Annotated in this window: 11 protein-coding genes; 2 read left to right on the plus strand and 9 right to left on the minus strand. The window is 60.8% G+C overall.

Annotation, left to right across the window (positions count from 1 at the left end):
• The 5 genes from CAF74_RS24355 to CAF74_RS24375 form a co-directional block, all read right to left on the minus strand.
• Complete coding sequence (locus CAF74_RS24355; RefSeq protein WP_011331768.1) at positions 1–1,230, minus strand: nucleoside recognition domain-containing protein; 1,230 nt, start codon at positions 1,228–1,230, stop codon at positions 1–3.
• Positions 1,231–1,431: 201 nt separating this feature from the next.
• On the minus strand, positions 1,432–2,763 hold the full coding sequence (gene gltP / locus CAF74_RS24360) for a glutamate/aspartate:proton symporter GltP (protein ID WP_064379587.1): 1,332 nt from the start codon (positions 2,761–2,763) through the stop codon (positions 1,432–1,434).
• A gap of 697 nt (positions 2,764–3,460) precedes the next feature.
• Positions 3,461–3,925 (minus strand): inhibitor of vertebrate lysozyme family protein, encoded by a 465-nt coding sequence (locus tag CAF74_RS24365; protein WP_085748037.1) that lies wholly within the window; start codon positions 3,923–3,925, stop codon positions 3,461–3,463.
• A gap of 2 nt (positions 3,926–3,927) precedes the next feature.
• Positions 3,928–4,092 carry a DUF1328 domain-containing protein gene (locus tag CAF74_RS24370; protein ID WP_003177151.1) on the minus strand — a complete coding sequence of 55 codons (165 nt, stop codon included), beginning with the start codon at positions 4,090–4,092 and terminating at the stop codon, positions 3,928–3,930.
• Positions 4,093–4,159: 67 nt separating this feature from the next.
• On the minus strand, positions 4,160–4,444 hold the full coding sequence (locus tag CAF74_RS24375) for a hypothetical protein (RefSeq protein WP_011331770.1): 285 nt from the start codon (positions 4,442–4,444) through the stop codon (positions 4,160–4,162).
• 428 nt (positions 4,445–4,872) lie between these two features.
• Here CAF74_RS24375 and algB point away from each other — a divergent pair, with 428 nt between their 5' ends.
• Complete coding sequence (gene algB, locus CAF74_RS24380) at positions 4,873–6,219, plus strand: sigma-54-dependent response regulator transcription factor AlgB (RefSeq protein ID WP_007954049.1); 1,347 nt, start codon at positions 4,873–4,875, stop codon at positions 6,217–6,219.
• A gap of 10 nt (positions 6,220–6,229) precedes the next feature.
• Positions 6,230–8,020, plus strand: a complete 1,791-nt coding sequence (locus tag CAF74_RS24385) for a KinB sensor domain-containing domain (protein ID WP_085748038.1) — start codon at positions 6,230–6,232, stop codon at positions 8,018–8,020.
• On the opposite strand, the gene CAF74_RS24390 is transcribed toward CAF74_RS24385, so the two are convergent.
• From CAF74_RS24390 to CAF74_RS24405, 4 genes are all read right to left on the minus strand, one after another.
• Positions 8,017–9,633, minus strand: a complete 1,617-nt coding sequence (locus CAF74_RS24390; RefSeq protein WP_085748039.1) for an EAL domain-containing protein — start codon at positions 9,631–9,633, stop codon at positions 8,017–8,019. The two genes, CAF74_RS24385 and CAF74_RS24390, sit on opposite strands and share 4 nt — an antisense overlap.
• Positions 9,634–9,705: 72 nt before the next feature.
• The gene (locus CAF74_RS24395; RefSeq protein ID WP_085748040.1) at positions 9,706–10,485 is read right to left on the minus strand and encodes an N-acetylmuramoyl-L-alanine amidase; all 780 of its coding nucleotides are present in this window, start codon (positions 10,483–10,485) and stop codon (positions 9,706–9,708) included.
• Between the two features lie 101 nt (positions 10,486–10,586).
• On the minus strand, positions 10,587–12,677 hold the full coding sequence (locus tag CAF74_RS24400; protein WP_085748041.1) for a GGDEF domain-containing protein: 2,091 nt from the start codon (positions 12,675–12,677) through the stop codon (positions 10,587–10,589).
• Positions 12,674–13,552 (minus strand): endonuclease/exonuclease/phosphatase family protein, encoded by an 879-nt coding sequence (locus tag CAF74_RS24405; protein WP_085748042.1) that lies wholly within the window; start codon positions 13,550–13,552, stop codon positions 12,674–12,676. The genes CAF74_RS24400 and CAF74_RS24405 overlap by 4 nt, the downstream gene beginning before the upstream one ends.
• Between the last annotated feature and the right edge of the window lie 10 nt (positions 13,553–13,562).

Genomic DNA, 13,562 nt, shown 5'->3' on the forward strand with positions numbered 1-13,562 from the left:
TCAGCCGAAGAACCAGTAGCAGACGCCGATAGCGCCGAGCACACCCGCCAGCTCGGCCAGCAACGCGCAACCGACGGCATGCCGGGCGCGCTGAATGCCCACCGCGCCGAAGTACACCGCCAATACGTAGAACGTGGTTTCGGTGCTGCCCTGGATCGTGGCGGCCACCAGCGCCGGGAAGCTGTCCACGCCCGAGGTCTTCATCGTTTCGATCAGCATCGCCCGGGCGGCGCTGCCGGAGAACGGTTTGACCATCGCAGTCGGCAGCGCATCGACGAAGCGCGTGTCCCACCCTGCCCACTCCACCAGATGGCGGATGCCGTCGAGGCCGAAGTCCAGCGCGCCCGATGCGCGCAATACGCCGATCGCGCAGAGCATCGCCACCAGATACGGCAGCAGGTTCTTGGCCACGTCGAAACCTTCCTTCGCACCTTCGACGAAGGCCTCGTAGACCTTCACCTTGCGCAAGGCGCCGATCACCAGGAACAGCATGATCAGGCCGAATAGCGTCAGGTTGCCGAGGATCGACGACAGGCCCGCCAGCGCAGTGGCCGACATTGTCGCGAGCAACGCCATGAAACCGCCGAGAATCAGCGCGCCGGGAATCAAGTAAGCCAGCACCACCGGGTCCCACACGCGCAGGCGCTGCATGAATGCCACCGACAAGAAGCCGACGATGGTCGAGCAACTGGTGGCCAGCAGGATCGGCAGGAACACCAGCGTCGGGTCCGGCGCGCCTTGCTGGGCGCGGTACATGAAGATCGTCACCGGCAGCAGGGTCAGGGAAGATGCGTTGAGTACCAGGAACAGGATCTGCGCGTTGCTGGCGATGGTCGAGCTGGGGTTGAGCTCCTGTAGCGCCTTCATGGCTTTAAGGCCGATCGGCGTGGCGGCGTTGTCCAGGCCCAGACCGTTGGCGGCGAAGTTCAGGGTGATCAGGCCCAGCGCGGGATGTCCGGCTGGAACTTCCGGCATCAGCCGCAGGAACAGTGGCCCGAGCACTTTGGCCAGCCATTCAACGATGCCGGCCTTTTCGGCAATGCGCAGGAAGCCCAGCCACAGGGTCAGCGTGCCGAACAGCAGCACCATGACTTCGACCGACAGCTTGGCCATGGCAAAAATGCTTTCCACCATCGCCGCGAAGATCCCGGCGTTGCCGCCGATCAGCCATTGCCCCAGCGCCGAAACGGCTGCCACGACGAAGAAGCCAAGCCACAGGCCATTAAGCATCAGTCAAATCCCCCGGAAGATGCGGCGAATGATAGCGGGGTCGCCAGAAACGACAAACCCCGGATTTCTCCGGGGTTTGTTGGTAAGGCTTGCATCAACCACTGTGGGAGCGGGCTTGCCCGCGATGGCGGTGTTCATTCAGCGAATATGTTGAATGTGCGCACCTCATCGCTGGCAAGCCAGCTCCCACAGGGTTTTGCATCAGTTTTTGGAGATTTCACCGGCCGGCAGTTTTTCCTTGCTGCGCCAGTGCGGCAGCGAGTTCCAGTAGCGCTGGCCCTTGGCGTCGTCGTACATGCCTTCCCAGCGGGCGATGACCAGTACGGCGAGGGCGTTGCCGATCACGTTCAGGGCGGTACGCGCCATGTCCATCACACGGTCGACACCGGCGATGAAGGCCAGGCCTTCCAGCGGGATACCCACGCTGCCCAGAGTGGCCAGCAGTACCACGAAGGACACGCCCGGCACGCCGGCGATACCTTTGGAGGTAACCATCAGGGTCAGGACCAGCAGCAGTTGCTGGCTGATCGACAGGTCAATGCCGTACAGCTGGGCAATGAAGATCGCCGCGATGGACTGGTACAGGGTCGAACCGTCGAGGTTGAACGAGTAGCCGGTCGGTACCACGAAGCTGCAGATGGCTTTCGGTGCGCCGTAGGCTTCCATCTTCTCGATCACGCGTGGCAGTACGGTTTCCGAGGAGGCGGTGGAGTAAGCCAGCACCAGCTCATCCTTGAAGATGCGCATCAGCTTGATCACCGAGAAGCCGAACATCTTGGCGATCAGGCCCAGAATCACGAAGGCGAAGAAGGCGATGGCGACGTAAACCAGGATCACCAGCTTGGCCAGCGGCAGCAGCGAGGCGAAACCGAAGTTGGCCACGGTCACCGCGATCAGTGCGAATACGCCGATAGGGGCGTAGTTCATGATCATGTGGGTGACTTTGAACATGCTTTCCGAGACGCCCTGGAACATCTTCACCAGCGGCTCGCGCAGGTCCGACTGCAGGCTCGACAGACCGAGACCGAACAGCACGGAGAAGAAGATGATCGGCAGCATTTCGCCGCGGGCCATGGCCGCGAAGATGTTCGACGGGATCAGGTTGAGGATGGTCTCGATGAACGCGTGTTCATGCTGCACTTCGGCGGCGGTCGCCTGGTACTTGGAGATGTCCACAGTGCCCAGGGTGCTCATGTCGATGCCGGCACCCGGATGGAACAGGTTGGCCAGCAGCAGGCCGACGACGATGGCGATGGTAGTGACGATTTCGAAGTAGATGATGGTCTTCAGGCCGATGCGCCCGAGCTTCTTGGCGTCGCCCACGCCGGCGATGCCGACGATCAGGGAAGAGATGACGATCGGGATCACGATCATCTTGATCAGACGGATAAAGATATCGCCTGCCGGTTGCAGGACGTTGCTGATCCACCAGGCCTTCTCGGCACTGAAATGGTTGAGCAACGCACCGATTGCAATCCCCAATACCAGACCGATGAGGATCTGCCAGGCGAGGCTAAGCTTTGCCTTCTTCATTATCTTTACCCTTACTTGCGTTTGACTCAGGCACATGCAGGAACTGGAACGCTCATCAGCGGAAAAGTCTGTGCATCTGCCTCCGTATAAGGTGCCCCGAAGCGCGTGTTTACGGCTCTCCGGCAGGCGAAAAAAGGCGCAACTATTCCGATGCAAGGTTGCGCCGTCTAATGCCGTAAACGCCTACCCTATGCCGAATCGGCATGAGCTTTTTTAAATGAAACTGTCGTCCCAACCGGTTCGAATACGACATTTCGGCAGGCATAAGTGCCGTGAACCGGCCATTACAGCGTAGGTTGGTTATTTTTTGAACGAGTGATTTCGACGAAAAATTTGGGAAAAAGCCTACGTTCGGAAACTAAATGTCCGACTTGGTGGATCGACTCTTTCTCGATATACGGTCGCGACGAAACACCGCGAAATGCTTTAGCACGCAGTGTGGGCGATAAAAATGAAGAGCAGGACGCTCTGGATCAACATTTTGTCGTGTTGAAAGCTCAGCGCAAGTCCGTCAAACCGCTTCGGTTGGCGAACTTGCGTCGCAGCTTTTACCCTGACCCGGCCCTCATCGCAGGCACTCCCTGTACCCGTAGGTCACTCCGACCCTGCAACAGTCAGAACATCCCGGCCCCCTGGTCATGCACCGGCCTTCCTCGGGCCGACGCAATGGAGGACAGCCTTTCGGCTGCCCTCGTGTTCAATACCAGTTCGGATCTTTCTTCAGCGTTTCCATCAGAAGATCCTGCATGCCCTGATCGGGTTTGCCGAGGAAGCGGTAAGTGGCATGTCGCGTGGGCGACTTGTCTGCCGGCAGCCCTTCAGGCACATCCACAAGCATGGCGTAAGCGTCTTTCTTGTCGAAACTGAACGCGACGATCAAGCGATGGTTCATGCACTTGTCTGCGGATTCGCAGAGCGGGCCGACCAGATACTTGTCGCCATCTTCGGTTACGGCATTCATCTGCTGGTCAGGCGTACCGGACAGGTTCATCACCCATTCCGGCAGGCGTTCTTCCTTCTTCACCACACCTTCCCAGGTTTCCCTGTATTGCGGGTCGGAACTCAACAGTTCGTTGACCCGCGCCTGGCCGTCATTGGCCGCCATCGCCATGGCACTACCGCCCAGGAGCAGGGCGGCTGCCAGTGTCTTTAAACCCTTCATGTTCAACCTCGACCGCGACGGCCAAAGAAGAAGGAAGCGATGAACATCACCAGGAACACGACAAAGAGAATCTTGGCGATACCCGTGGCGGTGCCCGCGATACCACCGAAGCCCAGTACTGCAGCGATGATGGCAATGATCAGGAATGTGATTGCCCAGCTCAACATGGTGATTCTCCTTGCTTCTATTTAGGGATGTTGCCGGTCTCGGCGCGGGGACGCCCAGATTCGTTGATCAGAAAACCCAGCGTTCTTCACGGGGCATGTCGCCCAGTGGCTGTGGCTGGTCGACGTCCATCATGCGCATCGCGCCGTTGTCGGCCTGGCTGCTGCTGACGGCGCTGAAGTGCGTCTGCGTCGCGTGTTGCATCGAGATCAAAGGCTCAGGTTGCTGACTGTGCTCCCAGCGCAGGTATTGCTGGCAGGCGATCAAAGTGATCAGCAGCGCAAGTGCGCCAAACAGGGCCTGCTGCAAGTGCAGTGGCGAGATACGCATTTGGGCGGCACGTGGGCGAGTCATCCTGGGTTCCTCACTCTTGTTCGATTGGGGCAGTGCATATCTGCCCGGGCTGAAAGAGGTATTGCAGCCTGCGTGCCAGCTTTTTTGTTTGAAAAAAAACCAATAAAATCAGCTAGTTACAAACGGTATGAAAATTCCTGACGACGCATCCTGCACGATGGTCCGCATAGGGTCGTGCGTAATGCACGATTATTTCGTAGGAGAAATCATTATTTTTGAATTGAGGACAGGGTACGGATGTCAGAAAAGTAGGCAGGAAACCGACCTGAAACTGTGTGATGTTTAAAAAACCAATGAAATCAGTGCATTAGCCGTTAGGGCAGGAGAGAGCTACCCTGCTATGACTGGAATCGATCAGAATCAACCATGCAACTTGCCCGATTTTTCCGGGACTAACCCAAGACATTCACTTATGGAGCGTAGGAAAAATGGAATCAGCCACTGAGCACCAAGGCCGCATTCTGCTGGTGGACGATGAATCCGCCATCCTGCGAACCTTTCGTTATTGCCTCGAAGACGAAGGTTATACCGTCGCCACCGCCAACAGCGCGGCTCAGGCTGACGCGCTGCTGCAACGCCAGGTGTTCGACCTGTGCTTCCTTGATTTGCGCCTGGGTGAAGACAACGGCCTGGATGTATTGGCGCAGATGCGCATTCAGGCGCCGTGGATGCGGGTGGTGATCGTCACCGCGCATTCGGCTGTCGATACCGCGGTAGACGCGATTCAGGCCGGCGCTGCCGATTATCTGGTCAAACCGTGCAGCCCGGATCAATTGCGCCTTGCGACCGCCAAGCAGCTTGAAGTGCGCCAGCTGTCGGCGCGTCTGGAAGCCCTCGAAGGCGAGATCCGCAAACCCAAGGACGGTCTCGATTCCCACAGCCCGGCGATGAAAGTCGTACTGGAAACCGCGCGGCAAGTGGCGGGCACCGACGCCAACATCCTGATCCTGGGTGAGTCGGGCACCGGTAAAGGTGAGCTGGCCCGAGCCATTCACGGCTGGAGCAAGCGCGAGAAGAAATCCTGCGTCACCATCAATTGCCCGTCGCTGACCGCCGAACTGATGGAGAGCGAGCTGTTCGGTCACAGTCGTGGCGCGTTCACCGGGGCCAGCGAAAGCACGCTGGGTCGGGTTAACCAAGCCGATGGCGGCACGCTGTTTCTCGACGAGATCGGCGATTTTCCGCTGACGTTGCAACCCAAGTTGCTGCGTTTCATCCAGGACAAGGAATACGAGCGGGTAGGGGATCCGGTCACCCGCCGCGCCGATGTGCGTATTCTCGCCGCCACCAACCTCAATCTTGAAGACATGGTGCGCGACGGGCGTTTCCGTGAAGACCTGCTCTATCGCCTGAACGTCATCACCCTGCATCTGCCGCCGCTGCGCGAGCGGGCCGAAGACATCCTGACCCTGGCCGACCGTTTCCTCGCTCGCTTTGTGAAGGAATACGCGCGCCCGGCCCGGGGTTTCAGCGACGAGGCTCGCGAAGCACTGTTGGGTTATCGCTGGCCCGGCAACATCCGTGAGCTGCGCAACGTGGTCGAGCGGGCGAGCATCATCTGCCCGCAGGAGCGTGTGGAAATCAGCCACCTCGGCATGGCCGAACAACCGGCGAACAACGCGCCACGGGTTGGCGCCGCGCTGAGCCTCGATGAGCTGGAGAAAGCCCACATCGGCGCAGTACTGGCGACTGCCGGCACTCTCGATCAGGCCGCCAAGACTCTGGGGATCGACGCCTCGACCCTGTATCGCAAGCGCAAGCAGTACAACCTGTGAGCATCCGCCGATGAAACTGGCGATGAAGTTGCGGACTCGCTTGTTCCTGAGCATTTCCGCGCTGATCACCGTGGCCTTGCTCGGGCTGATGCTCGGGCTGGTCAGCGTGATGCAGATGGCCGGGACTCAGGAGGCGCTGATCCGCAACAACTTCGTCACCCTCGATCTGGGGCTCAAGCTGCGGCAGACGCTTGGCGATCAACTGATCATGATGCTTGCCGAGAAACCCGATCCCGTGGCGTTCGAAGCATCCAAACAACGCTATTTCGAATTGCTCGACGAGGGTATCGCCCAAGAGCAGAAAAACGACAATCGCCAATATGGATTCAGTCAGGCGAAGAGCGATTACCTGACCTTCCTTGAGGCGTTCGATATCTCCCGCGATCCGGGCGCCGCCCTGAGTGGTAGTGGCGACTTGCGCGAACGATTCAACACCCTGCGTAACGGTTTGATCACCGAGCACAAGCACGCGCTGGATAACATCAACGCTGTCCAGCACGCTGCCCGTGACCGGGCGCTGCTGATTTCCGGCCTGCTCGGGCTGGTGGGGCTGGCAGTGCTGATCATTGGTTTCGTTACCGCCCAGGGCATTGCGCGGCGTTTTGGTGCGCCGATCGAAGCGTTGGCCAAAGCGGCGGACAATATCGGCCAGGGCAATTTCGAAGTGACCCTGCCGGTGTCCTCGGCGATGGAGATCAATCTGTTGACGCGCCGCTTCGGGCTGATGGCCGAAGCCCTGCGCGAGCATCAGGCGACCAATGTCGACGAACTGCTCGCTGGCCAGCAGCGCCTGCAAGCGGTACTCGACAGCATCGATGATGGTTTGCTGATGATCGACCGTCAGGGTCGTCTGGAACACTTGAACCCGGTGGCCCAGCGACAATTGGGCTGGGAAAGCGACCGTTTCGGCGAGGGCCTGGGCACAGCGCTTCAACGTCCGGAGCTGGATGCACAACTTCAATTGGTATTGCGCGGCGGCACCCTCGAGCGGGCGCCGGAAGACTTGAGCATCGAGGTCGATGGCGAGTCGCGCCTGCTGACCTACAGCCTTACGCCGGTCAGCCATACCCAGGGGCATATCCTAGGCGCCGTGATGGTTTTGCATGACGTCACCGAGCAGCGCGCCTTCGAACGGGTGCGCAGCGAGTTCGTGCTGCGCGCGTCTCACGAATTGCGCACACCGGTCACGGGCATGCACATGGCTTTCGGGCTGTTCCGCGAGCGGGCTAAGTTTCCTCCGGAGTCGCGCGAGTCCGACCTGCTCGACACGGTCAATGAAGAAATGCAGCGCCTGATGCAGCTGATCAACGATCTGCTGAATTTCTCGCGTTATCAGAGCGGTTTGCAGAAGCTCACGCTGGCGCCGTGCTCCATCGAGGATCTGCTGGAGCAGGCGCGTTTGCGTTTCGCCGATTCGGCGGCGCAGAAGGGCGTTACCCTGCAAGTCGAAGCGCAAGGCCCGCTGCCACGCTTGCAGGCGGATCAGGCGCAGCTCGATCGAGTCCTCGACAACCTGATCGACAACGCCTTGCGCCACACGGCGCGCGACGGGCTGATCCGCTTGCAGGCCCGGCGCCATGGCGAACGGGTGATCATCAGCGTCGAAGACAACGGCGAAGGAATTGCCTACGGTCAACAAGGGCGGATCTTCGAACCGTTCGTTCAAGTCGGGCGCAAGAAGGGCGGAGCCGGGCTGGGTCTGGCGCTGTGCAAGGAAATTGTGCAGTTGCACGGTGGACGGATGGGCGTTTACTCGCGGCCGGGGCAGGGCACGCAGTTCTATATGGCGCTGGCGGTCTAGGCTTCGTCGTCGATCCGGCGGCCGGCGAGCCGCCGCCCACGAGTGATCAGTTCAATGAACTGCACCGCGCTCAAGGCATGGGCGAACAGCCAGCCTTGACCGAACTTCACCCCTTCGCTGCTCAGCAGTGCCGCTTGGGACTCGAATTCGATCCCTTCAGCGATCACCTTCAGATCCAGCGCCTGGGCCATGTGAATGATGTGCGGCGCGACGCCGCTGCTGGCGGCGTCATGGCCGAGGGCGTCGATGAATGCCTTGTCGATCTTCAGGCAGTCCACCGGCAAGGTTTGCAGGTAGGCGAGGCTGCAATAGCCGGTGCCGAAATCGTCGATCAGCACCTGATGGCCGACATCCCGCAGTGCTTGCAGGTTTTCCCGGGCTACCACCACATCGATCAGGCCGCGTTCGGTCACCTCGAAAGCAATCTGCCGCGCCGCGACTCTATGCAGGGTCAACAGCCGCGCCATGACCTGGCCGATGCGCGGCACCATCACGTCGCAGGCGGCCAGGTTCACCGAGATGTACAGCTGCGGGTTGGCTCGTAGCAACTGCCCTAACTGCTCAAGCAAGCGTTGCAGGACAAAGTCGGTCATCTGGCGAATCTGCCCCGTGTTCTCGGCCATCGGGATGAACAGGTCGGGGCTGGTCAGCGTGCCGTCCGGTCGTCGCCAGCGCAGCAGGGCTTCGGCGCCGACGCAGTTGCGGCTGTCGAGATCGAAGATCGGTTGATAAAGCACCTGCAACTCGCCACGGCGGATGGCGCCGTGCAGCTCGGCGTCGAGCGACTGGCGCTGGCGCACGACCCAGAAAACCAGAACGCCCACCAGCGCACCGAGCACCAGACAGAAAGGCACCATCCACCACCAGAGCTCCGGAATATGCATGCCCGTGCGCGGGCTGATCAGCACCAGTTGGTATTCCGGGTTGTCGGTTGGCATGCGGTAAATCAGATGCGACTGGGTGACTTGCAGCGCGTTCGGGGTTTTCGGCGGCCAGGGTTCGGTGGGTGGCCATGCCTGTGGAACGCCGAGTACCGGAATCGCCCGGGTCCCGTGATCCAGCACTACCAACAGGCTGCTGCCGGGCAGCAGGTCGACCATGTCGGTGAGATGTCCGCGCGAGGTGGCTACGCGAAAGTTGCCGCGCCCGAGCATCAGCGCTGCGCGGTTTTCATCGGGTTCGGTGGTGGTGTTCAGCCAGTAGCTGTAGGTCGGGCCCTTGATGTCCGGAGGACGGATCACCGACAGGCCTTCCTGGCGCGGACGGTTGGAGCAGATCCGCGTGGCGTCCATGTAGGCCGCTTCATAGACGAAGCGGTAGTTGAACGTCACTTGCTGCAACGTCGCGATCATTTCGTCGTCGCAGCTGCGCAAGGGCTGGGCTTCAAGGTCGTCGAGGCTTTCGCGCAATTGGCCGAACAGTTGCTCCAGACGTGCCAGAAACCGCTCGCCCTGGGCGTTCATTTCCTGGCTTTCGCTTTGTTCGACCTGACGCATGGCCACGAACAGCCCGCCGGTGATCAGCAGGCTCGCACTGAGGACAGCCGCGATCATCGCCAGAAACCAGGGGCGATAAAACCAGCTACGCAGCGTCTCTCGGGTAGCAACCATCATGGATATCCGAAGAATTACCAATGAGTTATAGCTGCTGATTACACTTTCGCCCTGACCGTCGGGCGGGCGTCATTATTTTGTCTGATTCAACACCAGCAGCAACGCTGCCGTTTGCGCGTCCGGCGTGCCGTCAAAGCGTGTAGGGCGGTAGTGCATCTGGAAGGCCGCGAGCACATGCCGGGTCGCCACATCCAGTTCGCCGGTCTGTGGCGTCGAGTAGCCCAGACGCGCCAGTTGGCTCTGGAACCAGGTGATGCTCGGCAGTTCGGCGTTGAATTGCGCCTGCTGGCGTGCCACCGCTTGCTCGTCGGGCCACAGACCCAGCCCTTCGGCCGCCAGGCGTTTCCAGGGGAACAGCGGCCCCGGGTCGAGCTTGCGCAGCGGGGCGATGTCGCTATGGCCGATGATGTGGCGCGGGCTGATGCCCTGGCGTTTGCTGATGTCCTTGAGCAGAACGATGAGCGATTGCACCTGGGCTTCGCTGTAGGGATACCAGAGGCGACCGGTCGGTGTGTCCTTGAAGCCCGGATTGACGATCTCGATGCCGATCGAGCTGGAGTTGAGCCAGGTACGACCTTGCCATTCGCTTTCGCCGGCGTGCCAGGCACGCAGGTTTTCGTCCATCAGTTTGTAGATGGTGGCGCTCTTGTCGTCGCCGATCAGGTAATGACTGCTGACTTCGCCGTGGGTCAGCAACTGCAATGAGCGTTCGAGTGATGCAGAGGTGTAGTGCACGATCACGAACTGCACACGGCTGTCGTGATTGACCGAAGGGTGGCTGGTGTCAAAACGCGGCCCGCTGGCACAACCGGCCAGTAAGAGTAGCGACGCGAGGAGGGTAAAAAATTTCATGGCAGAGGGCAGTACACGCAAGACGATAATGCAACAGTGTAACGTATCGCCTTGCGCTACGACGCTTGAATGGCTGATTTAAACAATATGGAACAATTGCCTCAGCCCAGCTCCACCCGGTTTCGCCCTGCGTTTTTCGCCCGATAAAGCGCCTGATCGGCTCTTTTGAGTACCAGATCGCTGTGCTCACCCGCCCGGAACGTCGTCAGACCCATGGAAACGGTGATCGTGACGCGCTCACCCTTGAAGTGAAATGGGCAGGCTTCGATGGCCGCGCGCAGGGTTTCCAAAAACTTGGCACCGACGGCGGGCGGTGTTGCCGGCAGCAGTAATACAAATTCCTCTCCGCCAAACCGGGCAATGAAATCGTTGCCACGCATACGCTTGCGCAGCACCGTGGCGATGATCTTCAACACCTTGTCGCCCGCCAGGTGGCCGTAGTTGTCGTTGATCCGTTTGAAGTGATCGAGGTCGAGCATGGCGAGGCTCAAAGTGTTGCCGTGCTGCTGCCATTGGGCAATCTCATGTTCGAGCCGTTCGGTCCAGGCGGCGCGGTTGGGCAAGCCGGTGAGCGGATCGATCAGGGCTTTCTGGCGCTGCTCTTCAAGGTGTTCGCGATAGCCCAGCGCTTCCTGCTCCATGTGCGCGACGCGCTCGGCCAGGCTTTTCAGGCGCACAGCCACTTCCTGCTCCCGGGCGTCACGCTGTTTCTGATGCTGATCCATCGTGCCGAGCAGGCCTTCGAGGTGGTTTTCCAGCACCTGCTTCAAATCGTCCAGATCGGCCGCTTCCTGCACGCTGTTCTGCAAGCCGTCGACCTGCTCGCGGATCTGCGTGTCCATCGCCCGCGCCGCGGAGCTGTTGTCCGCGTGGCCTTCGCTGGCGGCCTGCAAGTTGCTCTGGAACGCTTCCAGGCGTTCGTTGAGTTGCTGCAGATAGGCTTCGAATTCGTGCTGGCCGCTGTCGGTAATCGCCAGCATCAAAGTCGCCAGATCGTCGAGGATCGGCAACAGTTCGTACCAGTTCAGCCCATTCTTCAGCCGGTCGCGCATCGCCTCTGCTTGCGGGCGGTGGCGCTCCGGCAAGGTCAAGTCGTCCAGCAACCCGATCAGTGTTTCTTCGATGTGTTTGGCGACGGAGCTGTAGGACGGTTCCGGCGAGTCCGGCAGGGCATAGAGAATGTCGTGTTCGGATTGCTCCGGATCGATTGCGGCCAATGCCTGGGCGATGGGCTCGGGGATGGGCAGGCTGTCGAGGATCACGGGCGGCGGGGTATCGCCGGGGTGGATCAGTTCGTCCGGGTTGATGGCTGTTGGCACTGCCGGCGCGAAAACCGGTGGAGGCGTGAAGGCCTGCGGCTCCGGTTCAGGCTCGGCGGGTTCTGGTTCGCTGGGGGCGGAGGGGGATTCGGTGAGGATTCTGGCCGGCTCGAAGGGCACCACCTCCGGCTCCGCATGATATTCGGGGGGTGGCGCTGGAGTTTTCGCGGGTTCGGCCACGGGGGCGGCGAGCGGTGCCTGGCTGACGGGCGCAGGGGCGACCGGTTCGGCGGTCGTGACAGGCGCTTCCTGCAAGGGCGCGGTTTCATGCGTGACGGGCGGTTGTTCTGTTTGTGCCGGTAGTACGACCGCAGCGGGCTGCATCACTGGAACAGGCGCTTCCTCGTTGTCGCGGCTGCCGAACAGGCGCTGCAACAACCCCGGTCGCCCCGGTTCCGCCGGCGTCTCCAGCTGGCTCAAGGCCTTGCCTTGCAAGCCGCTGAGCTCGCTGAGCAACAGCGGCATTTCCCTTGCCTGACTTACCCGGCCGTCCAGCTGCTTGGCGAATTTCTTCAGCGGCTGGGCCACATCTCGGGGTAGCGGGAGAGATTGCAACTGAGTAACCAGCGCAGTCAGTGCCGTGCTGACCTGTTCGATCCGGGTTTCCCGGCGCTGCTCGGAATCGAGCACGGCCTTTTCCAGGCGCGGCAGCAGGGCGGCGAGTCCAGCGTCCATGTCATCGGTGCGCACTACGTCGCGCATCTCTTTCATGCACTGATCGACCACGCGATCAGTGCCTTCCGCCGCCAGGGTGCTGCGTACCAGACCACGGCGCAGCAGGTCGAGCCGGGCGTCCCATCGACGTTCGAGCTTTTCCTGTTGTTCGATGCTTTTGAGGTATTTCTCTTTCCAGCGCTGGGCTTCGTCGCTCATTCAGGGGTTCCGCGAAGGGCAGTGCTCAACGCGGGCAATGCATCGGCCGTGAGCGAACCCGGCAGACGAATCTCTACCGCGACCGGCAGGTGATCGGAAATCGGTTGTGCCAGCACTTCGACCTTTTCCAGGGTCAGGGTCGGGCTGAGCAGAATATGGTCCAGGCAGCGCTGCGGGCGCCAGCTGGGGAATGTCGCTTCGAGTTGCGGGGCCAGCAGGCCGAGGTCGCGCAACGGCGAGTGTTGCAGCAGATCGCTGGCGTGGGTGTTCATGTCGCCCATCAGCACCTGATGCTTGTAGCCGCCGATCAGCTCGCGGATGTAGGCCAGTTGCATGCTGCGCACGCGAGCGCCGAGCGCCAGGTGCATCATCACCACCACCAGCGCTTCCGGGCCTTCGCCGAAGCGCACCAGAATTGCCCCGCGTCCTTTCGGACCCGGCAGCGGATGGTCTTCGATCGCCCACGGCCGCAGGCGACTGAGCACGCCATTGCTGTGCTGGGCCAGTCGGCCAAGGTTGCGATTGAGTTGTTGATACCAGTAGGGGAAGGCGCCGAGCTGGGCCAGGTGTTCGACCTGATTGACGTAGCCTGAACGCAGGCTGCCGCCATCGGCTTCCTGCAGGGCGACCAGATCGAAGTCGCCGAGCAGATTGCCGATCTTTTGCAGATTGGTGGAGCGCCCGGGGTGCGGCAGCAGATGCTGCCAGCTGCGGGTCAGGTAGTGCCGATAGCGCTCGGTGCTGATGCCGACCTGAATATTGAAGCTGAGCAAGCGCAGACGGCTTTCTGCGGGCAGGCCCGTCGATTCCAGGTGATGCTCGTTGACCTGCGGTTCATGCAGGCCAACGACGCGTTCGGTTCCCCAGCGGCGCATGGCGATTGCC

Source organism: Pseudomonas sp. R45(2017) (assembly GCF_002112305.1).
Taxonomy (GTDB): domain Bacteria; phylum Pseudomonadota; class Gammaproteobacteria; order Pseudomonadales; family Pseudomonadaceae; genus Aquipseudomonas; species Aquipseudomonas paraglycinae.